Annotated in this window: 22 protein-coding genes, 2 pseudogenes and 1 riboswitch; of the genes and pseudogenes, 11 read left to right on the forward strand and 13 right to left on the reverse strand. The window is 46.1% G+C overall.

All coding sequences use genetic code 11. The features are described 5' to 3' along the window. Nucleotides 1-117 precede the first annotated feature (117 nt). Nucleotides 118-297 carry an aspartyl-phosphate phosphatase Spo0E family protein gene (locus tag NSQ23_RS12000; RefSeq protein ID WP_035046237.1) on the forward strand — a complete coding sequence of 60 codons (180 nt, stop codon included), beginning with the start codon at nucleotides 118-120 and terminating at the stop codon, nucleotides 295-297. A 5-nt stretch (nucleotides 298-302) separates the two neighbouring features. Here the strand turns inward: NSQ23_RS12000 and NSQ23_RS12005 are convergent, their stop codons facing one another. Together NSQ23_RS12005 and NSQ23_RS12010 are read right to left on the reverse strand one after the other, a co-directional pair. After that, nucleotides 303-1,412 carry a DUF418 domain-containing protein gene (locus tag NSQ23_RS12005; protein WP_339170921.1) on the reverse strand — a complete coding sequence of 370 codons (1,110 nt, stop codon included), beginning with the start codon at nucleotides 1,410-1,412 and terminating at the stop codon, nucleotides 303-305. 71 nt (nucleotides 1,413-1,483) lie between these two features. Next, a complete protein-coding gene (locus NSQ23_RS12010; RefSeq protein WP_339170922.1) occupies nucleotides 1,484-3,076 on the reverse strand; it encodes a long-chain-fatty-acid--CoA ligase in 1,593 nt (530 codons plus the stop codon). 139 nt (nucleotides 3,077-3,215) lie between these two features. Between NSQ23_RS12010 and NSQ23_RS12015 the strand changes: the two genes are divergently transcribed. The 3 genes and pseudogenes from NSQ23_RS12015 to NSQ23_RS12025 all read left to right on the forward strand — a co-directional run. Then, nucleotides 3,216-3,440: a spore germination protein gene (locus NSQ23_RS12015; protein ID WP_004891999.1), complete on the forward strand. Its 225-nt coding sequence runs from the start codon at nucleotides 3,216-3,218 to the stop codon at nucleotides 3,438-3,440. A 3-nt stretch (nucleotides 3,441-3,443) separates the two neighbouring features. Continuing rightward, complete coding sequence (locus tag NSQ23_RS12020; protein ID WP_192949496.1) at nucleotides 3,444-3,665, forward strand: spore germination protein; 222 nt, start codon at nucleotides 3,444-3,446, stop codon at nucleotides 3,663-3,665. Nucleotides 3,666-3,677: 12 nt separating this feature from the next. Further along, nucleotides 3,678-3,752: pseudogene (locus NSQ23_RS12025) on the forward strand (spore germination protein GerPB); the annotation flags it as partial. A gap of 279 nt (nucleotides 3,753-4,031) precedes the next feature. Beyond that, nucleotides 4,032-4,136: riboswitch (SAM riboswitch) on the reverse strand. 50 nt (nucleotides 4,137-4,186) lie between these two features. Here the strand turns inward: NSQ23_RS12025 and opp4A are convergent. From opp4A to NSQ23_RS12055, 6 genes and pseudogenes are all read right to left on the reverse strand, one after another. Continuing rightward, on the reverse strand, nucleotides 4,187-5,971 hold the full coding sequence (opp4A, locus tag NSQ23_RS12030; RefSeq protein WP_339170924.1) for an oligopeptide ABC transporter substrate-binding protein: 1,785 nt from the start codon (nucleotides 5,969-5,971) through the stop codon (nucleotides 4,187-4,189). Nucleotides 5,972-5,984: 13 nt separating this feature from the next. Then, a complete protein-coding gene (locus NSQ23_RS12035; protein ID WP_064221033.1) occupies nucleotides 5,985-6,893 on the reverse strand; it encodes an ABC transporter permease in 909 nt (302 codons plus the stop codon). A gap of 21 nt (nucleotides 6,894-6,914) precedes the next feature. After that, nucleotides 6,915-7,883, reverse strand: a complete 969-nt coding sequence (opp4B, locus tag NSQ23_RS12040) for an oligopeptide ABC transporter permease (protein ID WP_064221032.1) — start codon at nucleotides 7,881-7,883, stop codon at nucleotides 6,915-6,917. An 18-nt stretch (nucleotides 7,884-7,901) separates the two neighbouring features. Next, the gene (locus tag NSQ23_RS12045; RefSeq protein ID WP_004892015.1) at nucleotides 7,902-8,828 is read right to left on the reverse strand and encodes an ATP-binding cassette domain-containing protein; all 927 of its coding nucleotides are present in this window, start codon (nucleotides 8,826-8,828) and stop codon (nucleotides 7,902-7,904) included. Then, on the reverse strand, nucleotides 8,815-9,840 hold the full coding sequence (locus tag NSQ23_RS12050) for an ABC transporter ATP-binding protein (protein WP_004892018.1): 1,026 nt from the start codon (nucleotides 9,838-9,840) through the stop codon (nucleotides 8,815-8,817). The genes NSQ23_RS12045 and NSQ23_RS12050 overlap by 14 nt, the downstream gene beginning before the upstream one ends. A gap of 165 nt (nucleotides 9,841-10,005) precedes the next feature. Further along, nucleotides 10,006-10,536 (reverse strand): annotated as a pseudogene (locus tag NSQ23_RS12055) (transposase); the annotation flags it as partial. Nucleotides 10,537-10,781: 245 nt separating this feature from the next. Between NSQ23_RS12055 and NSQ23_RS12060 the strand changes: the two are divergent. From NSQ23_RS12060 to NSQ23_RS12090, 7 genes are all read left to right on the forward strand, one after another. Beyond that, nucleotides 10,782-11,006 (forward strand): spore germination protein, encoded by a 225-nt coding sequence (locus tag NSQ23_RS12060; RefSeq protein WP_192948523.1) that lies wholly within the window; start codon nucleotides 10,782-10,784, stop codon nucleotides 11,004-11,006. Between the two features lie 3 nt (nucleotides 11,007-11,009). Further along, complete coding sequence (locus NSQ23_RS12065) at nucleotides 11,010-11,231, forward strand: spore germination protein (RefSeq protein WP_339170927.1); 222 nt, start codon at nucleotides 11,010-11,012, stop codon at nucleotides 11,229-11,231. A gap of 12 nt (nucleotides 11,232-11,243) precedes the next feature. Continuing rightward, nucleotides 11,244-11,456, forward strand: a complete 213-nt coding sequence (locus tag NSQ23_RS12070) for a spore germination protein GerPB (RefSeq protein WP_339170929.1) — start codon at nucleotides 11,244-11,246, stop codon at nucleotides 11,454-11,456. A gap of 72 nt (nucleotides 11,457-11,528) precedes the next feature. Further along, the gene (locus tag NSQ23_RS12075) at nucleotides 11,529-12,113 is read left to right on the forward strand and encodes a spore germination protein GerPC (protein ID WP_064220965.1); all 585 of its coding nucleotides are present in this window, start codon (nucleotides 11,529-11,531) and stop codon (nucleotides 12,111-12,113) included. Continuing rightward, a complete protein-coding gene (locus NSQ23_RS12080; protein ID WP_064220964.1) occupies nucleotides 12,110-12,307 on the forward strand; it encodes a hypothetical protein in 198 nt (65 codons plus the stop codon). The genes NSQ23_RS12075 and NSQ23_RS12080 overlap by 4 nt, the downstream gene beginning before the upstream one ends. Then, the gene (locus tag NSQ23_RS12085; protein WP_339170930.1) at nucleotides 12,304-12,702 is read left to right on the forward strand and encodes a spore germination protein GerPE; all 399 of its coding nucleotides are present in this window, start codon (nucleotides 12,304-12,306) and stop codon (nucleotides 12,700-12,702) included. Before NSQ23_RS12080 ends, NSQ23_RS12085 begins: the two co-directional genes overlap by 4 nt. Next, entirely contained in the window at nucleotides 12,677-12,898 is a 222-nt protein-coding gene (locus NSQ23_RS12090) for a spore germination protein (protein ID WP_339170931.1), read from the forward strand. The genes NSQ23_RS12085 and NSQ23_RS12090 overlap by 26 nt, the downstream gene beginning before the upstream one ends. On the opposite strand, the gene NSQ23_RS12095 is transcribed toward NSQ23_RS12090, so the two are convergent. From NSQ23_RS12095 to addB, 5 genes are read right to left on the reverse strand one after another with little or no spacing between them, the layout of a single operon-like run. Continuing rightward, nucleotides 12,895-13,173 (reverse strand): HNH endonuclease, encoded by a 279-nt coding sequence (locus NSQ23_RS12095; protein ID WP_339170932.1) that lies wholly within the window; start codon nucleotides 13,171-13,173, stop codon nucleotides 12,895-12,897. The two genes, NSQ23_RS12090 and NSQ23_RS12095, sit on opposite strands and share 4 nt — an antisense overlap. 12 nt (nucleotides 13,174-13,185) lie before the next feature. Next, the gene (locus NSQ23_RS12100) at nucleotides 13,186-16,545 is read right to left on the reverse strand and encodes an SMC family ATPase (protein ID WP_339170933.1); all 3,360 of its coding nucleotides are present in this window, start codon (nucleotides 16,543-16,545) and stop codon (nucleotides 13,186-13,188) included. Then, entirely contained in the window at nucleotides 16,542-17,705 is a 1,164-nt protein-coding gene (locus NSQ23_RS12105) for an exonuclease SbcCD subunit D (RefSeq protein ID WP_004892047.1), read from the reverse strand. Before NSQ23_RS12105 ends, NSQ23_RS12100 begins: the two co-directional genes overlap by 4 nt. Before the next feature lies 1 nt (nucleotide 17,706). Next, nucleotides 17,707-21,339 carry a helicase-exonuclease AddAB subunit AddA gene (addA, locus tag NSQ23_RS12110; RefSeq protein ID WP_339170935.1) on the reverse strand — a complete coding sequence of 1,211 codons (3,633 nt, stop codon included), beginning with the start codon at nucleotides 21,337-21,339 and terminating at the stop codon, nucleotides 17,707-17,709. A gap of 4 nt (nucleotides 21,340-21,343) precedes the next feature. Then, entirely contained in the window at nucleotides 21,344-24,808 is a 3,465-nt protein-coding gene (addB, locus tag NSQ23_RS12115; protein ID WP_339170936.1) for a helicase-exonuclease AddAB subunit AddB, read from the reverse strand. Nucleotides 24,809-24,817 lie beyond the last annotated feature (9 nt).

Here is a 24,817-nt window from a genome sequence, read left to right on the forward strand (position 1 = left end):
AAAAAAATATTTTTCAGCACATTATACTATTTCCTTTTTCTTCAGAATATGTATAATAGTTTATACATACAGCTGTTTACATGCTGTTGACTAAAATGAAAAATGTTGGTGAATCTTATGTCTCTTTCCCTCATCGAAAAGAAAAGACGACAATTAATTGAATTGGCGCAAATGTACGGTTTTTCGGCGAAAGAAACGATCCAATGCAGTCAAGAGCTCGATGAATTGTTAAATAAGCATTTGAAAGAAGCCGTGCTTTTCCATAAAGAAAAAGAGGACAAGCCATGTACGACATGATTCATTCATGTCGTTTTCTTTTTTCCATACGTCATCCATCGCCATACGCGCTCCAGCGGCCCGATGCGATGTTTTTTCAGCCACCAATGACTCCAACATATTTGCATAGCATATACACCGAGCGCCACAGCGAGCGCTTGTTTTGGCGTTACTTTCCCATATAATCCGAAGCCGTAAGAATAAAAAATAAACGTACAAATAATTGATTGCATCAAATAGTTTGTGAACGCCATTTTGCCGACAGGGGCAAAAAAATGAATCACTTTCGCTGATACAAATGAGAAGGCGGTCAAATAAAATAAAGCGAGGGCAGGTCCGCCAATCATATCTTGGGCATACGTTGTGACGATATTTTTTTCGATATATGGCAATAATTTAAACGCCATGCCGACGACGAATGAACCGATGCACCATTTTTGAATCGTTTCGCGATGTTGTGCCACATGATGAAACCATTTTTCTTTTGCGATATATGCTCCAAATAAAAAAAATGGCAAAATCGTTAAAACAAAAATGAATGTTTGGGTCAACGAATTGACGTATAGCCAATCAGCTACCCGTTGCATAAAAATTTGTTCCCACGTGCCTTGTTGATAATTGGCGATCGCCTGCTTTGCCAGCTCTGGCTCCGAAAAATCGACATCACCACTTACTTTCCACATCAGCCACATGAGTATCGTTGAACCGAAAGCCCAACTGCTCCAAAGCGAAAGCGCCCAGTTACGTAACGTTTTTGCGCTCGCTTGAAAAAACGGAAAAAGAAACAACCCGACGATCGCATAGCCGATTAAAATATCGCCATGCCAAATAAAAAACGCATGAATCATCCCAAATAACAACAACGCAAGCAAGCGGCGCAAAAAAGTCACTCGAAACCGCCCGCCCCCTTTTTCAAACATCACCCATGCTCCCCAGCCGAACAATAACGAAAAAAGCGGATAAAAGCTCGCTTGCGCAAATATATCTACAAATGCGAGCAGAAAACGATCAACCCCATCTTTCGCAAATACCGACGCATCAACATATAACATTGGAAGCGAAAAATCAAGAACGTTTACAAGCAAAATACCAAATAAAGCCAAACCACGCACCGCATCTATTGTTGAAATACGCATCTTTTCCCTCCTTTTCCATTTCAGCCTAAAAGAAAAAAAGCCGACTGTCAATTGACAGCAGCTCTTTCCTATTAATTGACGTATCGTCCCGTCTTGCCAAGCGATTGCCAATATTCGTTGCGCAAATGTACTTTTTGTATTTTTCCTGATGCCGTTTTTGGCAATTCTTGAACGAATGTCACACCGGTAATCGCTTTAAAATGAGCAAGTTTTTCACGTGAGAAGGCGATCAGCTCTTGTTCCGTCACTTCTTTTCCAGGACGGACAACGACAAACGCATGCGGCGTTTCGCCCCACTTTTCATGCGGAACTGCGATGACAGCTGCTTCAAGCACAGCTGGGTGCTCGTACAACACCCCTTCCACTTCAATCGATGAAATGTTTTCCCCGCCGCTAATAATAATATCTTTTTTCCGATCAACGATGTCGATGTTTCCGTATTCATCCATCGTCGCCATATCTCCTGTATGCAGCCAACCGTTGCGAATCGTCTCCATTGTCGCTTCTGGATTTTTCCAATATCCTGCCATCACACCGTTACTGCGCACGATCACTTCCCCGATCGTTTTCCCGTCGCGAGGCACGTCTTCCCCCTGTTCATTGACGACTTTCACTTCACAGCCAATCATCGCATAGCCTGCTTTTGCTTTCATTCGATATTGATCGCTAAGTGGTAAATGGTCGAGATGCGCGCGAATCGTCGACACCGTACTTAATGGCGATGATTCCGTCATGCCGTACACTTGAATAAATTCCCAACCTAATTCTTTCTCCACACGCGTCACAAATGCTGGCGGCGGCGCAGATCCTGCGATAACGACACGCACATCATGCTCAATCGTCGGCACATGCTGCTCATAATATTGCAATAATGAGTTGAGTACAGTTGGCGCCATATGCATAACGGTTACTTTATATTGATTGACGTACTCAAAAACGACTTCAGGAATCGCTTTCCGCAAGCAAACGTGCGTCGCCCCATTCGCTGTATAATAAAACGGTGCCCCCCATCCGTTTACGTGAAACATCGGCAAAATGTGCAAATATACATCGCGGTCTGACACGCGCAAATGGTGCATTGTACTTAACGCATGCAAATAGTTGTTGCGATGTGTGAGCATGACCCCTTTTGGATTTCCTGTCGTTCCACTCGTATATAGCAAACTACATACATCATTTTCGTCAATATCCGGACGTTCAAACGGTTCTTTCGTGTACTGCGCAAGCCACGTATCGTAAGCGATTTCATAAATGTCGTCCGTTTTGCCGTGCACGATGATATGCTCAATCGTTTGCAATTGCTCTTTTACTGGCGCGATTAAGTGGTACAGTTCATAATCAACGAACAACACTTTACTTTCACTATGATTTAAAATAAATACGTAATCGTCTGGCTTTAAACGAATGTTGAGCGGCACCATAATTGCTCCTGTTTGAAATACCCCATAAAACCCTTCGAGCATCTCTAACGTATTTGGGGCTAAATAAGCGACACGATCCCCCTTTTTTACTCCTAAATCGCTTAACCCGTGCGATAACTGATTGACGCGCTCACTAAGCTCGAGATATGTGAGCGACTTCCCTTCGCTAATCACGCCAACTTTATCGCCATAAAGCGATACGGCACGGTCTAAAAAATGCGTTAATACTAATGGCACATTCATCCCCATCCCCCCACTTTTATATCTAAAAATTATTATTTTTCAGAAATATTATAACATATCTTTCCTTTTGTAGAGCACATTTCTTTCATTGTTTTCATATGATTGGGTAAGGGAAAGAATGAAGGAAAGGACGATGGCCATGCCTTCCTATATTGCAGGTCCAATTAAAATTACGAACGTCAGTAGCGATGCAACCGTCAATTTCGGCGATACGTTGCAAATCGCGCCAAAAAGTTCATCGAGGTCGCTTGCAGGTGCCGGTGGTGGAAATACAGGAGATTTTTTACAAACGAATACGTTTATTAGCTTTACAAATACACTCGATCCAGACACCGCCGATAGCAACATAAAAAGCAAGGGATAGCCGATGCCAGCCATTGTTGGAGCGGTCCAAATTAACAGTATCGGAGGTGGCGGTGTGTTTCATATCGGCGATGTATTTGCCATCTCTCCGTACAGCGTTGCTAAAACGTTTGCTGGTGCTGGTTCATTTAATACGGGGGACGGCCTGAATATTTACAATCAATATAGCAGCACAAATACAAACGACCGTGATATTGCCGACAGCAATATCGCTGGAAACGCCTAGTGAGGTGAAAAGATGAACTTTTACATTCAACAAACGATTTCGATTCACCAATTAAAAATCGGCTCGCTTACTAACTCATCTGTACTGTAAATCGGAACAACTGGAAAAGTACAACCGCTCGCCACATGGTGCACTTTTCCTTCCGTCGGCAAATCCGGACGGTCGACATGCACCGCCGCCTTAGAGTCAAACCGGATGAGCTCCGCCTGCACACAGCGCATGACACAAACGGCGAACGCTGCGGCACGGAGATGAGCGGCCATGCAAGCGCGGAGCGAAACCGCCTCCTCCACTGTTTCTCCTTCACCTCCCATCGACAAAAAAACCCCTTTCGCCTCGGAATGATGCGAAAGGGGCCATGAGCCGTTCTTATCATCCAAAGCGAAACCGCTTTGCGGGTGTTAGCACCTTGCCTGCGGCAGGTTGCTGTGGGGTCATCAAGCCCGTTCTCTCGCCCACTCTTGATAAGACGTATGCAATTTATCTTCTATCTTATCATACATCATCAAAGGCAACAATCGTCATTGTTCGACTTCCGGTTGCTCGGACGTGACGCCGACATCTTTCCACGTCAGCTTCGAGCTCGGGTCAACCGTAAAGTTGGCGACACGGTTGTTGACGGCATAAATGACCGAACGATACAACGTCGGGATGACCGGCACTTCTTCGTTCATCAACTTTTGCCATTCACTGTAAATTTTCCGACGATATTCTTTGTCAAACGCCTGTTCGGAATGGCCTTTTTCCAACAGTTCATCGTTTTTCTCATTCACCCAGCGCGAGTAGTTGAACATGGCGTTGCGGCCGTACAATCCGTACGGGTCGACGTCCGTTCCAGTTCCCCAAGCGGCGGCGTAGACATCCACTTTCGGATCGTCTTTTTCGACCATATCGTAGAAGGAGTTGAACTCCGCCAAGCGTCCGTCTACAAGCTGAACATCGAGGCCCACATCTTTCCAGCATTGCATATAAAATTTGGCCAGCGGTTCAGCGATGTCCCCACCGCTCATCGCCAAGAAGTTGATCTTGAATTTTTTACCGTTTGGATCTTCGCGGAGGCCATCGCCATCCACATCTTTATATCCCGCTTCATCCAGCAATTGTTTCGCTTTTTCCGGATTGTACGTATATCCTTTGATGGAACTGTCATGATAGCCCGGGAACGACGGCGGAATGAGCGTGTTCGCCGGGAAGCGCAAACCATGATACAGGCGGTCGGCCACCTCTTGGTTGTTGATGGCGTACGTCATGGCTTGGCGCAGTTTTTTGTTTTGGAATTTCGGATTGTCCATTACGTTTTCCTGCTTTTTCGCATCCCAATGGCCGAGTTTAAAGCCGATATAGTTGTACGCCAAATCCACTTTACCGATAAACTGAATGTTTTTCGTCCCTTTCGCGTTCAAATATTGGTCAGTCGGGAACTGAGCGACGTCAATTTCGCCTTTTTTCAGCGCTTGCAGGACGACTTGCGGGCTGACGACTTTCAAAATGACGCCTTCCAAGTTCGGTTTGCCAGCCCAGTAGTCATCATTGCGGACAAACTCTACCGACTCGCCCGGAACGATTTTCTTCACTTTAAACGGACCGAACCCGATCGGGTTTTTCCGGATTTTATCCGATTTCGCCAAGTCTTTGATCGGAATGTCTTTCAAGTAATGCTTCGGCAGCGGATACGCCCAAATGCCGGTCAACACCGACGGATTGGCCTGTTTCCATGTGATCGTCAACGTCTTTTTGTCGATGACTTTAATGCCAGAAATTTTATCCGCTTTGCCGCTGTGATATTCTTCCATCCCGACGATCCCTTGGATGAGCGCATCGCCATAGCGGACGCCGGTGTAATCTTTATGGCCGATGACCAAATACGCATACTCCAAGTCTTCAGCGGTCACCGGCTGGCCGTCATGCCAATTCACATTGTCTTTAATATGGATTGTCATCGTCTTTTTATCATCCGACAACTCATACGTGGCAGCCCCATCATTTGTAATTTCATAGTCACCGTTCGTCCGGAAAAGCGACTCGTCAAAAAATTGCAAAATCTCTGCGTCGGGCGCTCCGGTGTAGAATGCATAGCTGAGCGTCCCTTCAAACGGCGTATCGGACACAAGGCCGTATTTCAACACGCCGCCATCGATGATTTTCCCGTCGTTTTTCACTGTCATCGGGAATTTGCTGATGTCTTCCTTCTGAGCCGCCGGTTTTTCGTTATTGTTGCCCTTTCCGCTCGTTGTGTCGGATTTGCCCGTGCACCCGGCGAGCACGAGCAAGAGCGCGGCGAGAGCCGCCAGCCATTTTCTCTTCACATTTTCTTCCCCCTTATCCTAGTCGTTGTCTTGCATCAGCCGCACGTTTCAGCGCTTGGCCGATGAAATTTATGCACAGCATCATTACTAAAATAAGCAATGACGCAGGCAACCAAACCCACCATTTGTTTTGCAAAACATCCGGGTTGGTCGCATAGCTGACCAACGTCCCTAAGCTCGGCGTGCTCTCCGGCAGCCCGAAGCCAAGATACGTGAGCCCGGACTCGATGCCGATGTTGCCCGCCAAATTTAACGTCAAATTGACGATAATGATCGAGCTGAGGTTGGGCAAAATTTGAAAAATAATGATTTTCCAATCTGGCGTGCCGAGCGTTTTTGACGCGCTGACATAATCCAGCTCGCGCTCGGCCAGCGTTTTGGCGCGGATCAGCCGGGCTTTGCCCGTCCACAAAAACGCGCTCATGATCAAAATGAACGTCAATACATTATATTTAGGCACAATGGCGACAAAAACAATAACGAGCATCAAAAACGGCAGAACGAGAATAAAATCGATGATGCGCATAATGACATTGTCAATCCAGCCGCCGAAATAGCCGGCCACCAATCCGACAATGAGGCCGATCGCCCCAGTGATGAGCGTAATGGCCAGCCCGATCGTAAACGAATTGCGGGCGCCGATGATGAGCTGGCCAAACACGTCGCGCCCTCCGTAGTCTGTGCCAAGCCAGTGTTCCGCTGACGGCGGAGAATAGATGGAAAGAAAATCCACTTTAACGATTTCCTCTTGATCCAAAAAGAGCGACACGCCATAGACGATCGACAAAAGGATTCCTAAAACGATGAGCGAACCAAGCGCGAGCCGATCCCGAACCACCTCCCGCCACATGATCGAAAAGGCGGAAGGGCTTTTCTCGATGTTCGCTCCGGCCGGCGTTGGGCCGCTGATTTCCGCTTTCATGTCAGCTACCTTCCTCCTTCCCTACTCAATCCGGATGCGCGGGTCGACCGCACTCAAAATGATGTCCGACAACAGCGTGCCCACCAGCGTCGCCAGGCCGGAAATCATGACGAGCGCCGTCACGACGCTGTAATCCCGCTGCATAATCGACTGCAAAAACAGCTGGCCAACCCCCGGATAGCTGTAGATCGACTCCAAAAACACGGAACCGCCGACAAGCCCGGTGATCTCATACCCTAAAAACGCCGCGATCGGCAAAAACGCATTGCGCAAAATATGGCGCCAATAGATGTGCCGCTCCGGCACGCCTTTCGCCCGCGCCGTTTTCACGAAATCTTTCACTTTCGTATCGACGATTTCGCTGCGCAAATATTGAATCGTAACGACCGTGTTGATGAGCGCTCCCGACAACGCCGGAAGCATGAGATGGTTCAATTTGCTTAAATAGTAAGCGAGCGTCCCTTTCTCGACCTGAACGTCCACGCTGCCGCCGGTTGGAAACCAGCCAAGGTGAAAGCCGAAAATAAACAGCATGACCAAAGCAAAAATGAACAGCGGCGTGGCAAACCCGAGATAGCTGTAGCCGACGACTAGCTTATCAGCCCATGTATCTGTCCATCGCCCCGACACGATGCCAAGCGGAATGGCAATCAGGTACGTCAAAATTAAAATCGCTGCCGACAGCAACACCGTATTCCCGATCCGTCCGGCCAGCAGATCAGTGACCGGCTGCTGGTGGGTATAGGAAAGGCCGAGATCCCCTTGCAGCATGTTTTTCACCCAACGGATGTATTGAATATGTACCGGATCATTCAAGCCAAGTTTTTCCCGCATTTCCTCAAGCGTCTGCGGATCCATTTTCGGGTTGGCCGCCAGCTGCCCCGTCAGCGCATCGCCCGGCATCGCCTTCGCCAGCAAGAAAATGAGGACGCTCAGCAAAAACAATTGTGGAATCATAATGAGGATTCGCCGTAAAATAAATTTCAGCATCTTCCCGTCCTCCCCTCTTCACGGAATGGCCACCGAGTGCGTCGGCGAAATCGGCTTGAGCGGGTGAGCCCGGCCGTTTGCATCAAAATAGCGAGAATACGACTGCTCATACTCTTTTTCCACTTCGCGGCGAAGCGCCTCCTGCCGGCCGCGTTCGCGCGGATCGGCGTTCGGAATGGCGGAGAGCAGACGTTTCGTATAAATATGTTGAGGATTCGTAAAAATCTCCTCGCTCGTCCCTTCCTCCACGAGCCGGCCGCGGTACATAATGCCGATGCGGTCGCACATATGCCGAATGATCCCTAAATCATGGCTGATGAACAAATACGTCAGCCCGTACTCCTGCTGGATTTCTTTCATGAAATTCAACACTTGCGCCTGCACCGACACATCAAGCGCCGACACCGGCTCATCGGCGATGATGAGCTTCGGATTGAGCGTGAGCGCCCGCGCAATGCCGATGCGTTGGCGCTGTCCGCCGGAAAATTCATGCGGATATTTGTAAATCGACTCCGCGCTCAAGCCGACCCGCTCTAAAACGTATTGCACCTTCTGCCGCTCCTCTTGCGGGGACAGGCGTTCAAAATTGCGGAGCGGCTCGGCGACAATGTCGAGCACACGTTTGCGCGGATTGAGCGAAGAATACGGATCTTGGAAAATCATCTGGATGTCTTTCCGATACGGATGAAACTCGCGGCGGCGAAGCTTTGTCAAATCCGTCCCTTCAAACAGCACTTCCCCGGCCGTGGCGCGGATCAAACCGATAATCGTGCGCCCTGTCGTCGTCTTGCCGCAGCCGGACTCGCCGACGAGCCCGTACGTTTCCCCTTTGTTCAGCGTGAAACTGACATCGTCCACCGCGCGGACATGGTCGACCACCCGGCGAAAAAAACCGCCGCGCACCGGATAGTATACTTTCAAATGGTTGACGTTAAGAAGCGCCATGGCCGATTCCACCTACCTTTTGATCATCGGGAAAATAAAAATGTTGGTAACATGTGCAACGCACCCAGTGCCCCGGCTCCACTTCCCGCAACTTCGGATCCGATTCGTGCTTATCCGCCCCAATCCAGCTGATGCGCGGCTGGAAGCGGCAGCCGCGCCGCGGCAGTTTATGCAGCGGCGGAACGATCCCTTGGATGACGTGGAGTCGTTCTTTTTTCGTCTGCGCAGACGGGATCGACTGCAACAATGAGCGAGTGTATGGATGAAGCGGACGGTGAAAAATGGTATCGACGTCCGCTAACTCAACGATTTCCCCAGCATACATGACCGCCACACGGTCCGCCATTTCCGCCACCACCCCCAAATCATGCGTGATTAAAATAATGCTCGTTTTCATTTGCCGCTGCAACTCTTTGAGCAGCCCTATGATCTGCGCCTGAATCGTCACATCAAGCGCCGTTGTCGGTTCATCGGCGATGAGCAGGGCGGGCTCGCAGGCGATGGCGATCGCGATGACGACCCGCTGCCGCATCCCCCCGGACAACTCGTGCGGATAACGGTGGTACACCTTTTCCGGCTCCGGAATGCCGACTTTGCGAAGCAAGACGATCGTTCGCTTCTTTTTTTCGGCTGCTGACAGCCGCAGATGGTAATCCATGCTTTCTTCGATCTGCCGGCCGACCGTCATGAGCGGATTGAGCGCCGTTAACGGATCCTGAAAGATCATCCCGATTTCTTTGCCGCGGATGCGATTGAGTTCGGCAACGGAGAGCGACAGCAAATTTGTCCCTTTAAAGTGCAGGCGCCCCTCAATTTTTGTCTTTTCGGGCGGGTGGAGACCCATGATCGACAAAGCGAGTGCGCTTTTGCCGCAACCCGACTCCCCGACGAGAGCGACGACTTCGTTCTCTCCGATCGCCAGCGAAACGTCGTCGACCGCCGCATAATAGTCATCACCGATGCGGAAAGAGACTCGCAGCCCCTCAATTTCCAGTAACGTTTGCTTTGCCAATGTGTCCTTCTCCCTTTTGTTAGTATTAATAAATTTTAGACTATATATAATATTTAGATAATATTCTATCATTTCTTTTTGTAAATTCAATATTCTCTATTATTTTTTTTCGTAAATTCAAATATTTATAGAAAGGTTCATCACCAAAAGTTGTACTTGCACCTGTCATGAAAGTGTGTTAGCTGTTTCTAGCCGAACCCACAATGCAAAACGCTGGATATTTCTGTATCCGTATCCCCGACGTTTCATCAGCTTGACCTTGTTATTTGTTCCCTCCATTTTCCCATTTGAATAAGGGGATAAAATGCACGATATGATTTCGTCTGTTCGTTTGACGAGTGATTTTGCGATGGCGCGAACAGCAGAACAAGGACAAAACAAATACCGATGAACCCAGGCATTCAAACGACGTTTCGCTTGTCGCTCGCTTTGGCTTTTGGATACATAACGAAAATGTTGAAGGGATTGATAGACAGCCTGCAAGGAATCGCTCTCTTTCTGCCACTCCCGCACCGTTTGGCGCTCCTCCTCGGTGAGCTTCTCGGGACACTAGGTCAATAAGCGGCAAACATACCGAACATGCCCGTGTTTCTTGTTCCCTTTTCCGAAGGATTGGCGGCATCGATCCAACGCTTCTGTAAACAATTGAATCACATGAAAATAATCGACCACATGCTTCGCTTCCGGACACCCCATAGCCATCAAGTTAAGAATTTGATCTTTTTTCAGCACCAAAAACATTGATTTTTCGAACATGCGTATCATCCTAAAAAATTTTATACCGCTAACTTGACGGGTATGATTCCCATCCCCCACTTTTATATCTAAAAATTATTATTTTTCAGAAATATTATAACATATCTTTCCTTTTGTAGAGCACATTTCTTTCATTGTTTTCATATGATTGTGTAGGGGAAAGAACGAAAGAAAGGACGATGAGTATGCCTTCCTATATTGCAGGTCCAATTAAAATTACGAACGTCAGCAGCGATGCAACCGTCAATTTCGGCGATACGTTGCAAATCGCGCCAAAAAGTTCATCGAGGTCGCTTGCAGGTGCCGGTGGTGGAAATACAGGAGATTTTTTACAAACAAATACGTTTATTAGCTTTACAAATACACTCGATCCAGACATCGCCGATAGCAACGTAAAAAGCAAGGGATAGCCGATGCCAGCCATTGTTGGAGCGGTCCAAATTAACAGCATCGGAGGTGGCGGTGTGTTTCATATCGGCGATGTATTTGCCATCTCTCCGTACAGCGTTGCTAAAACGTTTGCTGGTGCTGGTTCATTTAATACGGGGGACGGCTTGCATATTTACAATCAATATAGCAACACAAATACAAACGACCACGATATTGCCGATAGCAATGTCGTTGGAAACGTCTAGCGAGGTGGGACGATGAATGTGTACGTTCAACAAACGATTTCGATTCACCAATTAAAAATCGGCTCGCTTACTAACTCATCTGTTCTTCAAATCGGAACAACTGGAAAAGTACAACCGCTCGCCACATTAAGCAATACCGGTCAATTTACACAACCAGCACCAGAAGCGAAAATCAATATTCAAGGAGAAAAAGGACCGTTCGTTCCACTTCAGTCTCCTGTATAAAACTGTGATACTTCTTTCTGCTCGGCCATACATTAGAAAGTAAAAAGGTCGGCAAAGAAGGAGGCATCATACATGTGGCATGATTACTTTAAACAGCTCGAAACGTATTTAAAATGGCAACAACAAAAAATCCAATCGCTTGAAAAAGCAGTATATTATTTACAACAACAATATGAAGAATTAAAAAAAAAGCCGCGCACAACAATTGAAAAAATCGAATATCATTTTGACCAATTAAAAGTCGAGACGTTAGAAGGAACGTTAAATATTGGCCTTAATCCTGCGACGTTTGGGGAAGATACGATCGAAAATTTCGCCGTTCCCCAAAGTCAAACAATCATTCCGCAACCAACACCACTTTTTCGTAGCATTCAAACGGCTGTTCATGAATATTTACAAAAAGAAGGCGAAAACATCATCACTCGCATCGAACAAACGTATCATCGTTCGCTCGATCCAACGTATCGCCAATTTATATTGGAAGATATTGCTCGACAAATTGATGACCGCATTCATTTTTATTTACGCCAACATGGAGAAAACGAACAAGAAAACGATGAGCGACAACAAAACATTATCGCATATTTAAAGCGAGATATCGAGTATTCCATTGAAACGTTTTTAAAACATTTACCTCGAGAGGGGATGAACGAATGAATATGACGGTTGTCAACCATCATCTTTCCGTCGGTCATATTTCGATTGGTGGGGTTGCAAGTTCATCGCTCGTATTAATCGGCGACAACGAAACGATTCAATTAGCTTCCGCATTTGATACGCCGCCGGAATCGTTAATTATCGGTCCGTTTCCACAAAAACAAGACAATAAAAAAAATGAGGAAAAGCGATGAGCCGCCTTTCCGTCGTTCACTTGCTTCGCGCCAACGCTGTTTCCTTTAGCTCCGTCGTACAAATTGGGGATAGCCAAGAAATTCATCTGTCAGCGCGAGTACTTGCTGTTCAGCGACAGCTCGAATATGTGGATAGTAGGGAATTTCCACTTACTTTTCCGATTTTTGCAAAAACGATTCCCGCTCCACCAATCGATGCTGAACCACTTTGTCGCCATACGTTGCACGATTGTCCGCTCATCGCTGTTCATTCTATGCGCATTATCGGAATATCTGCTACATCTGCCGTGCACATCGGTTCAACAAAACATGTGCAAACAGAGTCACGCGTTAAACATATTCGCCAACTGACAGAAAGGAGAGAAACATATGCCAGCTCTCGTCGGGCCGATTAAAATTAATCTCGTTGGAAGCGGAGCGGTGATGCAAGTCGGTGATACGTTGTATATATCGCCGAAAATCACCTCTAGAACGTTCGCTGGTGCCGGTGCGTTTAACACAGGAAACTTTATTATGGCAAACAATGGCATTAGCTTAACGAACACGCTCGACCTTGATGCATCCGATCAAAACATTGTCGGCAATGCTTAACGCTTTTGCCGCTTTGCTTTTTTTATTTTCGGTATCCGCCCAGCTGGTTGTTTGCGAATCCAGCGAACAAATGACGCAATTTGTTCATCATGTTGCATCTGTTCCATTGTGTATAGTCGACTGGCTAGCTCCTCGTTTGTATATAGGGCGTGAATTTGTTTATGGCACGGGATGCATAACTTTGCTGTTTCTGTGCCGCCGTACTCTTTTGGGGTTAAATGGTGAACAGTTAATACAACACCTTCTCTTCCGCAAAGTTCGCACATCCCTTTCATTGCAAATCTCCTTTACATCACTTCAAGATAAACGGTCGTTCCTTTTCCAGACGGTTCTGCTGGCTTCACAATGAGCCGTTTCGGCATGCGTGCGTGCAACTCTTGCACGTGGCTAATAACGCCAATCGCCATATTGTCTGCCCGTAATCGTTCCAATGCGCTCATCACGACATCTAGCAACTCTTGGTCAAGCGTACCGAATCCTTCATCTAAAAAGAAAAATTGAAGAGGGTATTCTCCGCGCAACTGAATTTGCGCCGATAACGCTAACGCTAACGATAAAGATGTTAAAAACGTCTCTCCGCCAGACAGCGTCGTCACCGGACGACGTACACCACCGTTTGCGTCATCACGAATAACAAAACCGCCTTCGGAGTCTAATTCAATCGCATAGCGCTGTCTCGTTAATTCGCCAAGTCGTTCGGAAGCATAGCGCGTCACATGAACGAGCTGTTCCTCGGCAATAAATTCAACAAAACTGTTGCCGCGCAAAACTTTTTGCAATTCTTCATACTGACCAACGACCTTCTCTAGTTGCATTCGCTCTTGTTGCAATTGCACAAAGCGCACATGTTTCGTTTCCAAATCGGCGACGATTGCTTCGAGCGAACCGAGTTGACGCATATGTTCGTCTACTTGTTGCTTCACTTGTTCGTATGCGTACATCGTCTCTTCCCATTGCTGTTTCGTCATAACCGCCCCATTCATCGCTTCATGTAATCGTTGCCATTCGTTTTGCAACTTCGTGAGCACATCGTTATATTGTTGAATGCGTTGAGCGATTTGTTGTTTCGTTTGTTCATCTAAACGAGAAGCGCGTACGTCATCGACCGCTGTAAAAGAGCTAGTCTGCAATTGTTCAGCCAAAGCATATTCTGCTTCTTTTTTTCTTTTTTCTGCTTCTTGTAAAGCGACATCTGCTGCTTGTTTATCGGCTTGTAACGTTTGCAATTGTTGTTGTAAGTTCATCCAGCGCGCATACGCTTCTTCTTCTTCTCTTTTCATACGTTGTAGCGCTTGTTCCATAAAAACGATCTGTTGTTGCACACGCTCCTCGTCTATCTCTTCAGGTAGCGTTCGTTTATATTGTTCGTATTGCTGCTTGTGCATATTCCATTCGGTCATACATTGTGCTTTTTGTTTCGTCATGTCTTGATATGTTTCTTTCCATCGCTCCAATTCAGCTCGTTTATCATCTAGCACGATGACGCTTTTTTCAATACGCTGTTGTAGCTGTTGAGCTTCGCGTTCCCGTTCGCGAAGCTCAGAAAGCATCGCATCTACTTGTTCGAACGATACATCTGGATACGCGTCATGCCACATCTTTTTTTCTTCTTCAACTCGCGCACGTTTTTCTAAACATTTTTCTTCCCATTCACGAATTTGTTGGCCGATCGTTTCCATTTGGTATGCATATTGCTGTTGTTTTTGTTTTTGTTCGTTCCATTGTTCCATGTAGTGACGCACACGTTCCCGACATTCCACGTAATCTTGATACAGCGCCTTTTGTTCGACTTCCGCCTCTTGTAACGAACAAAGCGGTGTTTCTTCAACTTCTCGTTTCACTTTTTCGACATCAACATGCTGCGGCAACGGTTGACGCGCCATCAGTTCGGCCAATTGCTCCACTTGCACTTTGATTTGTTGCATAGCGATCATGAGCTGTTCCCCATGTTGAATGGAATGCTCCATTCGTTTCATCGCTTCTTCCTCGAGCGCCGTTTCTTTTCTTTTTGCTCGATTCGGATGATGCGTCGAACCACAAACAGGACAAGCCTCGCCATCACGCAAACGTTCGGCTAACGTTGCCGCTAAATCATGTAACCGCGCCGCTTCCATTTGCTTTCTTTCTTCTTTCTTTTGATAAACGAGTACCGCGACTTGCTTTTCGCGCTCACATACACGATGATACAACGATTCGACATAACGAAACGTTGCAACGAATCGCGCTTCGTTTTCTTTCATTTGTTTCATTACTTCGTCGTACGTTTGTTTCAACGTTTCGTACACTTTTTGTTTGTTTTCTTTTTCCCTTTCTAACTCTTCAAGCTGTTGTTGCTGCAATTGAATTCGCTTTTTTATCTCGTACGCTTGTTCCAATCGCTCTTTGACATGTACGTCTACTCTTTTTTCTTCCCATTGTTTTTTTAACTCTGCTTGTTTCGCACTCCATGTCGTATATTCTTTCGTGCACGTTTCAACCATTTGGAGCGCTTGTTGTTCTTTTTGCTCGATCTCTCGCAAGCTCGCGCGTAGCTTGGCTTGTTGTTGTTCGAGCGATCGCATAAGCGCCAACGTTTGCAACGCTTGTTTCAACTGCTCTTGTTTTTGCAACGCTTTCGGTTCTTCTTCGTTCTTTTTCACACGACATTGTTCATATTGTTTACTTGCTTGTTCATACATCACGCTTGTTTGTTGTAATTGCGAAGCTAGTTCACTTGCTTTTTTTTGCCAACTTACAACTTCTTGTGCGCTTCGTTCCGCTTGTTCCATATACGGCACAAGTCGCTCCGCCTCTTTGCTTCGCTCATACGTTTGCGCAAGCTGTTTCATCTGTTCTTCTTGTTCGCGCCATTTGTTTAGTTCATGTTCAACTTTTTCTTTTTCACATTGCCATTGCCATAATTGCTTTTCTTTTTCGTATTGTTCATGGATGTGACGCAACTTGCTTTTCGCTCTCTCTAACTCCTCTTTTTTTTCTGCTAATGCTTGCTTTTGTTTCTCGACTTGTTCTTTTGACGCATCGCCAAGCCCTGCCTGTTCCCCTTTAATCGCTTCGAGTTTTGCTGACGCCTCGGCTAATTTATTTTTTAATTTTTTATTTAATTCATCGCCATACCGTTCGAGATGAAACAACCGCTGCAACATTTGGCGGCGCTCTGACCCTTTAAGCGATAAAAATTCTGCAAATTTTCCTTGTGGTAACACAACGGCTCGTGTAAAGTCTTTCATTTCTAAACCGAGCAATTGTTTTACTTGCTCATCGACAAGCCGTGTTTTATCTGCAATGACGACTCGTTCCGCTCCTTCTTCAATTAGGCGGCTGACGACGGAACGAATGCGCAACGCATCCGCACGCTTAAACGAGCGCTCAACGGTATATCGTTTAGCCCCACTTGCATTTTGCAATTCAAACGTAAACGAAACGAATAACTCATTTTCGGCATGATTCATAATTCCGTTCGTTTGATTGGACGCACGCTCTACATTTCCGTATAAAGCGAGCGTCATTGCATCTAAAATCGATGACTTCCCGCTTCCTGTCGGTCCGAAAATGCCAAATAATCCGCCTTCGCATAGTTTTTCAAAATCAATCGTTTCTTTTTGACGAAAACTATGCAATCCTGCGATCGTTAAACGAATCGGCTTCATTGTTCGTCCTCCTCGGCAACGAGCTGTAAAAATAGTTGAACGATCTCTTCGGACGGTTTCCCTCCACCTGTTTGTCGTTCATAAAAACGCGTAAATAACGTTTCAATTGGCACATCGGTATGCACTTCACGAGTAACTTCTTCTTTCTTTAAGTAGTTCGGGCGAATATGAACAAATCCATCATACAATTTGCGTAGTCGATGTGTTTCTTCTAACGTTAACGATTGCTCGACATCAATTTCTAAATCAATCCACGCGCCGCGATCGCGCCCTTCCTCAATCCAACGATACACTTGCGCAAGCCCTTCTGTCGCTTTCCATCTGACAAGCGGACGTCCTTTTGACAATAAATATTCTGAAATGATCGGTGTGCAACGTGGCTGTACATCAATGATCGTGACAGACTTGCTGTATCCTGCTTCAGAAAAACTGTAAGCAAGCGGTGAACCGGAATAGCGCGCCGGCATGACCGCATGTTTTACATCTTGCGGACGATGCAAATGACCGAGCGCGACATATTGCGCCTGCGCAGGAAAGCTTGCCGGCGACACCGTATACGCCCCACCGAGCTCAATCGGACGCTCGGAGTCGCACGTTGCCCCGCCTGCAACATATAAATGGCTCATCGCAATATTCACCGCATCCTCTCGAAACGATTCGTTCATTTTCGCAAAAATGGCTCGAATGCGTTCATCATATCGTGCGCGCAACAACGCCTCGTCGCACTCCTCCGCCAACAATTCATTCAGTCGCGCCTCTGACGGATAGGGAAGCGCTCCGACCATTAACGTCTCGTCGCTTGATGGAACGTAAATTTGTTGCACACGATCGGTCGGAAAACCTAGCAACGTAATAGCGTGCATATTTGCAATCGGAGCGGCAGCGCTTAAACGCCCCGGATGATCATGATTTCCTGCAATGACGACAACGTGGCGCTTACCGTAATCGCTTAACCGCGAAAGCGCTTCGTAAAAAAGCTTTTCCGCATCAGCAGGCGGATTGACTGTATCGAACGCATCGCCTGCAAGCAATACGACATCAATGTTTTCTTTTTGTACGATTTCGACCATTTCATCGATGACCGCTTCTTGCTCGAGTAAGCGGCTCCGTCCTTCAAGTGTTTTTCCTAAATGCCAATCAGCTGTATGTAAAATACGCAAATTAATTTCCCCCCATCGCTACAAGTAGCGCACCATCAAAAGCGTACACATACGTTTCTGTTACTTTCTTTCCCCAAATCGCTTCAATCGCTTCCTGATATAACGCCAATTGCCCTTTATATCGTCGCTTTAATTGTTCTTTCGGATCGCTCATCCATGACACGCGATCGGTTTTATAGTCAATTAAAACGAGCCCATGTTCATCTTCAAACACGCAATCAATAACCCCTTGAACGACAACTGTCTCGCCTTCCATTTCGTGCGCCAAATAAAACGGCACTTCCCGTTCAAGCCGAGTCGCCCGTTGCATTCGTTTACCAATCGGAGTGTGGAAAAAAGCAACGATGCTTTCTACATCAATAACCGTTGCCTGTTCTTCCGTTAGCCATTCACCGTTCACCATGCGCGCGATTTGCTCCCGCACCGTATCAACCGTCACTTCTTTTGTGACATCAACATGTTGCATCACAAGGTGCATCATCGTTCCTCGCTCCGCTGGCGTCATCATTTTCGCTTGCAAAAAGCGCGGACGGTCAACAAGCTCTTTTCGAAACGGCTGTTCTGCATGCCCACCGTATATGTCGCGCTGCCGCTTTAACTCCGATACGCTTTGTTTTGCCCTTAACACCGTTGCATCGGCATACGTATACGTCCAAAAAAGACGACGCTTTACTTCTTGTTCATATTCGCTTTTCATTGGTACAGGTTGCAGTTGTTGAATCGCCTCGACAATGTCTCGATGTTCATTCGCTTGCTCATCTTCTTGCTCAAGCGCATGCGCTGGCACGATGTGAATATCCCACAATGATGGATCATGAAGCACCGTTGAAGACGAACATATTCCTTGTGGGTGACGGGCTAATGCATAACCGATCCAATCCGCATAGCTTTTCGCCTTTTCAATCACATAAGCTGGCAATTCCCACGTTTGTATATAAGCAACTTCTTGCCATTTTTTCTTTTTCGCTTCCATATCTTTTGCGGTACAGACGATGTACAATTTTTCTTTTGCTCGCGTTAACGCAACATATAAAATACGCATTTCTTCCGCTAGCAGTTGCCATTTCATTTTTTTCTTTATCGCCAATTGTGCAACCGTCGGGTAGCTTGCTCGCCACGTCGGATGAACGAAGCGCATCCCTAGTCCGAAATCTTTATCTAATATATAGTCGCTGCGCAAATCTTGCATATTAAACGATTTTGCTGCACCTGCTAAAAAGACGACCGGAAACTCAAGCCCTTTACTTTTATGAATCGTCATCATGCGTACAACGTCTTCTTGTTCTGTCAACGATCGTGCAGCACCGAAATCGTCTTCTCGCTCTTTTAGCCGCTCAATAAATCGTAAAAAGCGGAAAATGCCGCGAAACGACGTTTGTTCATATTGTTTGGCCCGATCGTATAACGCGCGCAAATTCGCCTGCCGCTGTTTTCCACCAGGCATCCCACCGACGTAATCGTAAAAATTCGTTTCTCGATACAATTGCCAAATCAAATCCGCAAGCGGTTTTTGTCTCGCCGCTGTGCGCCATTCGGATAACTTTGTCAACCACCGTTTCATTTTTTCACCGAGCGCTTCATCATCTTGAGGATGCTCGACAAAAGCACGCAACGCCTCATAAAAAGCCCCGTCTTTTTTCGCCAAACGAATGCGCGCCAACGCTTCTTCGTCTAAGCCAACAATCGGAGAGCGAAGTACCGCCGCAAGCGGAATGTCTTGATACGGATTGTCAATGACTTTTAAAAGCGACAACATGACCGACACTTCCGTCGCAGAAAAGTAACCGCTCGATAACTCGGCGTATACAGGGACGTTTTGCTTACGAAATTCTTCTAACATCGCTGAAGCTGATGACATCGAACGGCATAAAATAACGATGTCGCGATACATTAAACGCCGCTCTCCTTTTAAGCGACGATCGTAAACGAAAAACGGCTCAGCAAGCAACTGCTTAATTTTTTTAGCGATCCAGCGCGCTTCAAGCTGAATGGCCGTCACGTCCTCTTGTTCTTCTTCATCGCTTTCTTCTTTTGCTTCATTTATCCATACGCATTCAACCGGTACTTGTTTGTCAGGATAATCCTGCGCACCAAAGCGAAGCGCGGCATCATCGTCATAACGCATATCGCCGACCGTTTCGGTCATCAGTTGTCGAAAAATAAAATTTGTGCCGTCCAATATTTCTTTTCGGCTGCGAAAGTTTTTCGCTAAATCGATGCGAAGTCCACCGTCGCCATCTTTCGTAAACCGATTATATTTTTGTAAAAAAAGCGACGGTTCCGCAAGACGAAAACCGTAAATCGATTGTTTTACGTCTCCCACCATAAACATGTTGCCCGTTGCTTCATCATCGTTCGATACGAGCCGTAAAATCGATTCTTGCACCATATTTGTATCTTGATATTCGTCAACAAGCACTTCCGCAAATTGTGCTCGATAATAAAGAGCCGCTTCCGACGGCTTTAGCTCATGCTCGAGAGACGGAGCGCGTAAAATGCGTAAACAGTAATGTTCTAAGTCAGAAAAATCGACGATGCCTTTTTCATCTTTTTTCGCTTGCAGCAAATCAGCAAACCGTTGCACCATTTGTACGATCGTTGCCACAATCGGCTTCATTTCACGCAAATGACGCACGTATGTCGCAGGTTGAAACGAAAACAATTCCTCTGTTAAGCTGCTTATTTCTTTTTTCACTTGATCGCGCAATTTTTTTACATCTTCCACAAGCTGTTCATCATATGCGCCGTCTTTCGGCTTTCTTTTTGCCGTTGTAAACGACACGTTTTTCATTGCTTCATGTAGCTTTTGCCACGACTCATGGCGCGCTTCTTTTAGCTTTGCAATGACTTGTTCGTCGCTTGCGAGCGTATCGTATAAATAAGCGGGACCGCCCGGCTCTTTCGTTTTTTGCAACGCCTGCGCTAAGCGATATTCTGCTGCTTCAAGCGCCAAATCAACCGCTTGAAAAAGGTAATGGGCATACGGTAAGTCATCGATGCGCGCACCTTCTTCCACGTCATACATATGAACGATTTGTTGCAACCATCCACTTGGGTTTGGATGCGAACGTGAAAACTCGTATAACCGCAAAATAAGCGTCTGTAAATCCGCATCTGTGCGATCGCTCGTATAGCGATCAACAACAGCTAAAAATGCTTCGTCGTTTTCGGCATAATATTGTTCAAATAACGCTTCTAACACTTCTTCTTTTACTAACGCCATCTCTCCCTCATCCGCGATGCGAAATACCGGGTCGATTCCAATGACGTAATAATATTTGCGAATGACATCTAAACAAAACGAGTGAATCGTGGAAATGGACGCCTTTTGCAAAAGGCTGAGTTGTCTCCGTAAATGAAGCGAATGTGGTTCTTTTTCAAGCGCTCGCTCTAACGCTTCCCCGATGCGTTGGCGCATTTCCGCCGCCGCTGCATTTGTAAACGTGACGACAAGCAATCGATCGACATCGATCGGCTGTGTCGTATGCAATATTTTTTGAATGATGCGTTCAACGAGCACCGCGGTTTTTCCTGATCCTGCTGCCGCGGCAACGAGCGTATGCTGGCCTGTGGCGTAAATCGCTTGCCACTGTTCATCTGTCCATTGACTTTCTCGTGGTTTTGGCGGAATCACACAATCACCCCTTTAACCATTCATCAATCTGTTTCGGTGTTAATACGCGATATTGTTCCGCATCAATCCCTTCGTCAAATTGGCATACGTCGCGAAACTCACAATATTGACATGCGGTTTTATTTTTTTGTTTGTACGGTGCAATATGCGTCACACCTTCGATCATTTGTTCGCCAACATCAACAATAAAGCGACGTACATGTTGCCGTAACATCGTAAACTGTTGCTCTGTTAACACTTTTGAATGTTGCGCAAACGTTCCATTTTTATTTAAACGGACAGGAACGATAAGAGAGCTTGTCCCCGGCTCTACATGCTCATCCATTAAGCGAACCGTTTTTTCATCTGCTAATACATATCCGCCCATTTTAAACTGTTCTAAAAACTTTTTCTCTAACTCATGTTCATCAAGCCATTCATTCACTTTTATCGTCGGATTATGAATCGGGAAGTATAACACTCCAGCTGGAAACGCCGATGTACCAACGAGCTTTTCCGCATACTCAAGCACAATATCTAAATAAGCCAACATTTGCAACGCTAAACCGTAATACACTTCCGTTAAATCGAGCGTCTTTTGCCTTGATTTATAGTCAATAATGCGGAGAAGCACCCCTTGTTCGCTCGTTGCTTGGTCGACGCGATCAATGCGACCGACAAACTGCAATACGGTTCCGTCCGACAATGTAAATGTAAGCGGTGGGAGCGGTTCTCCATCACCAAACCCTAATTCTACACCAACCGGCACAAAGCCGCTTCGCTTGGCGTGCTCGCTTAATACGGTCGTCGCTTTCGTCATAATCGTCTGTAACTTTTTCTTCATATATCGGTAACGGTGTGTGCTTAACAACACTTCTTGTTGAATGTACGGAGCAATTTGCTCCACCGCCTCGTACGACAACTGTTCACATTGCTGTTTTGATAATTGACTCCACGGAAGTTGCTCTTGACGCAAACGATCGGCGATCACTTTTAACGCCTGATGAAACAACTGTCCCATGTCTGGCGCCTTCAATTGAAAAACCGTCCGTTCTTTTAACTTTAAGCCGTGCGCCGCAAAATGAGCGAACGGACAACGGTTAAACGTCTCCATACGCGAAATGCTCGCTTTCACTTTTTTTCCATATAACGCTTTCGCAAGCTGCTTATTTAAACGTTTCGCGCGATTTTCATAAAATAACGCACGTACAACGACCGCCATTCGTTCTTTCCATTGTTCATGTTGTACATAGGCATTGTATACATCCCACCATATCGGCTCAATGGCATATTGTCGCTTCCACGCTTCAAGTTGTTGCACGAGCGGACCGAGCGTTGCCACATCGTTTGTCACATACGTCAGCTGTTGTTGTAGTGGGAGTAAAAACGGATCCGTCCCCCATTGCATTTTTGTCACGTTCGGGAACATATCGGTCAGCCGTTTTATGAACATCGATGGCAACAACGTTTTTTCTTGCTCGTCAGAAAGCGCATACGTCACATATAAACGTTCAGACGGACTAACAAGCGCTAAATAAAGCAAAAACGGCTCATCAAGCAACCGCTCACGGCTTGCCGGAGCAACATGTAAAGAATAATGATGCAACAATTCACGATCCGTTTCCGACAACATGCCGTCATCATTTTTACGCATCGGAATGACGCCTTCATTTACCCCTACAAGAAACGTACAACGAATATTCGAAAGGCGCGAACGATCGAAATGCGCAATTAATACTTGATCCGTTGCCGGTGGCACGAGAGAAAACTGCAAACTTTCAAATCCCGTTTCGATAATCGTTAAAAATGTTTCAAGCGAAAGCGTTTCATCCCCTAATATTTCAACGTATTGATCGAGCAAGTCAATAAACGCTTGCCACACTTGTTCATGGTGGCGAGCTGCGGACAGATCACCTCTTTCTTCCGCTTCATCGCGCAACCGTTCTAATTTTTGCGGAATTTGAAGGTGTTCTGCATATGCATATAGCGCTTCACATTGCTCACGCCCCGTTTTTGCTTGTTTTAACCGCTGTTGTAAAACCAATAATGGCGAAATGACAAGTTTCCGCCATTCGTTTAATTGTTGTTCATATCGTTTTTCTTCATCAGTTTGAGGTGCATGCACACCTTCTAGCCCTTTATATTTACGATACGTCCAATGCTCCGTCCACTTATCCCCTTGGATGCCAGAAGCAAGCACATAGTTTTCAAGTTGATCCATCGCCATGCGCATATCATGTACAGACTGATCGAGGTGAAAAAAGAAATCTGTTTTCACAGCACGAAACACCGCTTCATAACGAAAATTTGTCCGCACCGCTTCCATACTTGCGCGCAACCATTCAATAAACGGATGATCGAGCATCGGTTCTTTTTCGTCAATAAAATACGGAATGCGATAGTCGGCAAACACTGTTTTTAACACGTTGCGATAATCTCCTACGTTACGAATCAATAAAGCGATGTCACGATAGCGATACTTTTCATCTCGTACAAGTCGAATGATTTCACGTGCAATGCCTTCCATTTCCGCTCGGCGTGTAGTCGCTTCTCCAATGACGATCGTTTCCGTTTGTTTTTCCCACTTACAGACAGGTCGATCATCGTAATGTGCTTCAAGATGACAGAGTTCTTCATGTTTATGGCGGGCGTTGTGACGAAGTTGTTCTACTTTTTCAATCGGTACCCCATTTTGCAATGCGATATCGCGCAATTGCGCATACGTCCGCCACGTACTGCGAAAGACATGCAAATCATCCGGCAGTTGCTCATACGGGGCATCTAACGTGAGTGCAACGGTCACATGCGGGCAATGAATAAATAATTGTTCGATGACCATATATTCTTGCGGCGTAAATTCATAAAAACCGTCCATGTAAATGTGCGCGCGTTTCATATAAGAAGAATGGCGAATTTTTTCGGCAAGCAACCGTAAATAATCTTCCGAATCGACGTAATGATGCGCCATCTGTTGTTCAAATTGCTCAAAAATCATCGCTGTATCTTTTAATTTATCGGCAAGCACGGTTTCATTTGCGGTCGCATGGCGGCGCAGCTGCTCTTCCGTTTGTTTTAACGTCGCTGGCGTCACACAATACCGTTTATATTCTGTCAACATTTGTTCAAGTTGTTCAATAAAGCCGCGTTTATCCGCCGCTTTCCGAAACAACGTTAACTGCTCTTTTTGCTGTTCAACAATTTTCCTTAGCAACATATGTACGCCTGTTTGCGTTAAATGATGGCGGCTCATGCCGCCTGTCTCTTGAAAAATACGCCAAGCAAGGCGCGTGAAACTAAATACTTGTGCTCGAATCATTCCTTTGAGGCTACCGTTTATTAACGCGTACTCCGATTGAAACGTCATTTGTTCAGGAACGAGATAAATAATCGGATCGCCATCTGGTTTTTGTGCGAGTTGATCGATCATTTCTTTTAAACACATTGTCGTTTTTCCGCTTCCTGAGCGCCCGATGATGAAACGTACAGACATATTTGTCCA

Origin of the sequence: Anoxybacillus sp. FSL W8-1294 (assembly GCF_037965005.1) — a bacterium.
GTDB classification, from domain to species: domain Bacteria; phylum Bacillota; class Bacilli; order Bacillales; family Anoxybacillaceae; genus Anoxybacillus; species Anoxybacillus flavithermus_G.

Bases quoted from the DNA above. Each gene is read 5' to 3' on its own strand.
- NSQ23_RS12000 (WP_035046237.1), top strand. From the start codon at position 118: ATGTCTCTTTCCCTCATCGAAAAGAAAAGACGACAATTAATTGAATTG.
- NSQ23_RS12005 (WP_339170921.1), bottom strand. From the start codon at position 1,412: ATGCGTATTTCAACAATAGATGCGGTGCGTGGTTTGGCTTTATTTGGT.
- NSQ23_RS12010 (WP_339170922.1), bottom strand. From the start codon at position 3,076: ATGAATGTGCCATTAGTATTAACGCATTTTTTAGACCGTGCCGTATCG.
- NSQ23_RS12015 (WP_004891999.1), top strand. From the start codon at position 3,216: ATGCCTTCCTATATTGCAGGTCCAATTAAAATTACGAACGTCAGTAGC.
- NSQ23_RS12020 (WP_192949496.1), top strand. From the start codon at position 3,444: ATGCCAGCCATTGTTGGAGCGGTCCAAATTAACAGTATCGGAGGTGGC.
- NSQ23_RS12035 (WP_064221033.1), bottom strand. From the start codon at position 6,893: ATGAAAGCGGAAATCAGCGGCCCAACGCCGGCCGGAGCGAACATCGAG.
- opp4B (WP_064221032.1), bottom strand. From the start codon at position 7,883: ATGCTGAAATTTATTTTACGGCGAATCCTCATTATGATTCCACAATTG.
- NSQ23_RS12045 (WP_004892015.1), bottom strand. From the start codon at position 8,828: ATGGCGCTTCTTAACGTCAACCATTTGAAAGTATACTATCCGGTGCGC.
- NSQ23_RS12060 (WP_192948523.1), top strand. From the start codon at position 10,782: ATGCCTTCCTATATTGCAGGTCCAATTAAAATTACGAACGTCAGCAGC.
- NSQ23_RS12065 (WP_339170927.1), top strand. From the start codon at position 11,010: ATGCCAGCCATTGTTGGAGCGGTCCAAATTAACAGCATCGGAGGTGGC.
- NSQ23_RS12070 (WP_339170929.1), top strand. From the start codon at position 11,244: ATGAATGTGTACGTTCAACAAACGATTTCGATTCACCAATTAAAAATC.
- NSQ23_RS12075 (WP_064220965.1), top strand. From the start codon at position 11,529: ATGTGGCATGATTACTTTAAACAGCTCGAAACGTATTTAAAATGGCAA.
- NSQ23_RS12080 (WP_064220964.1), top strand. From the start codon at position 12,110: ATGAATATGACGGTTGTCAACCATCATCTTTCCGTCGGTCATATTTCG.
- NSQ23_RS12085 (WP_339170930.1), top strand. From the start codon at position 12,304: ATGAGCCGCCTTTCCGTCGTTCACTTGCTTCGCGCCAACGCTGTTTCC.
- NSQ23_RS12090 (WP_339170931.1), top strand. From the start codon at position 12,677: ATGCCAGCTCTCGTCGGGCCGATTAAAATTAATCTCGTTGGAAGCGGA.
- NSQ23_RS12095 (WP_339170932.1), bottom strand. From the start codon at position 13,173: ATGAAAGGGATGTGCGAACTTTGCGGAAGAGAAGGTGTTGTATTAACT.
- NSQ23_RS12100 (WP_339170933.1), bottom strand. From the start codon at position 16,545: ATGAAGCCGATTCGTTTAACGATCGCAGGATTGCATAGTTTTCGTCAA.
- addB (WP_339170936.1), bottom strand. From the start codon at position 24,808: ATGTCTGTACGTTTCATCATCGGGCGCTCAGGAAGCGGAAAAACGACA.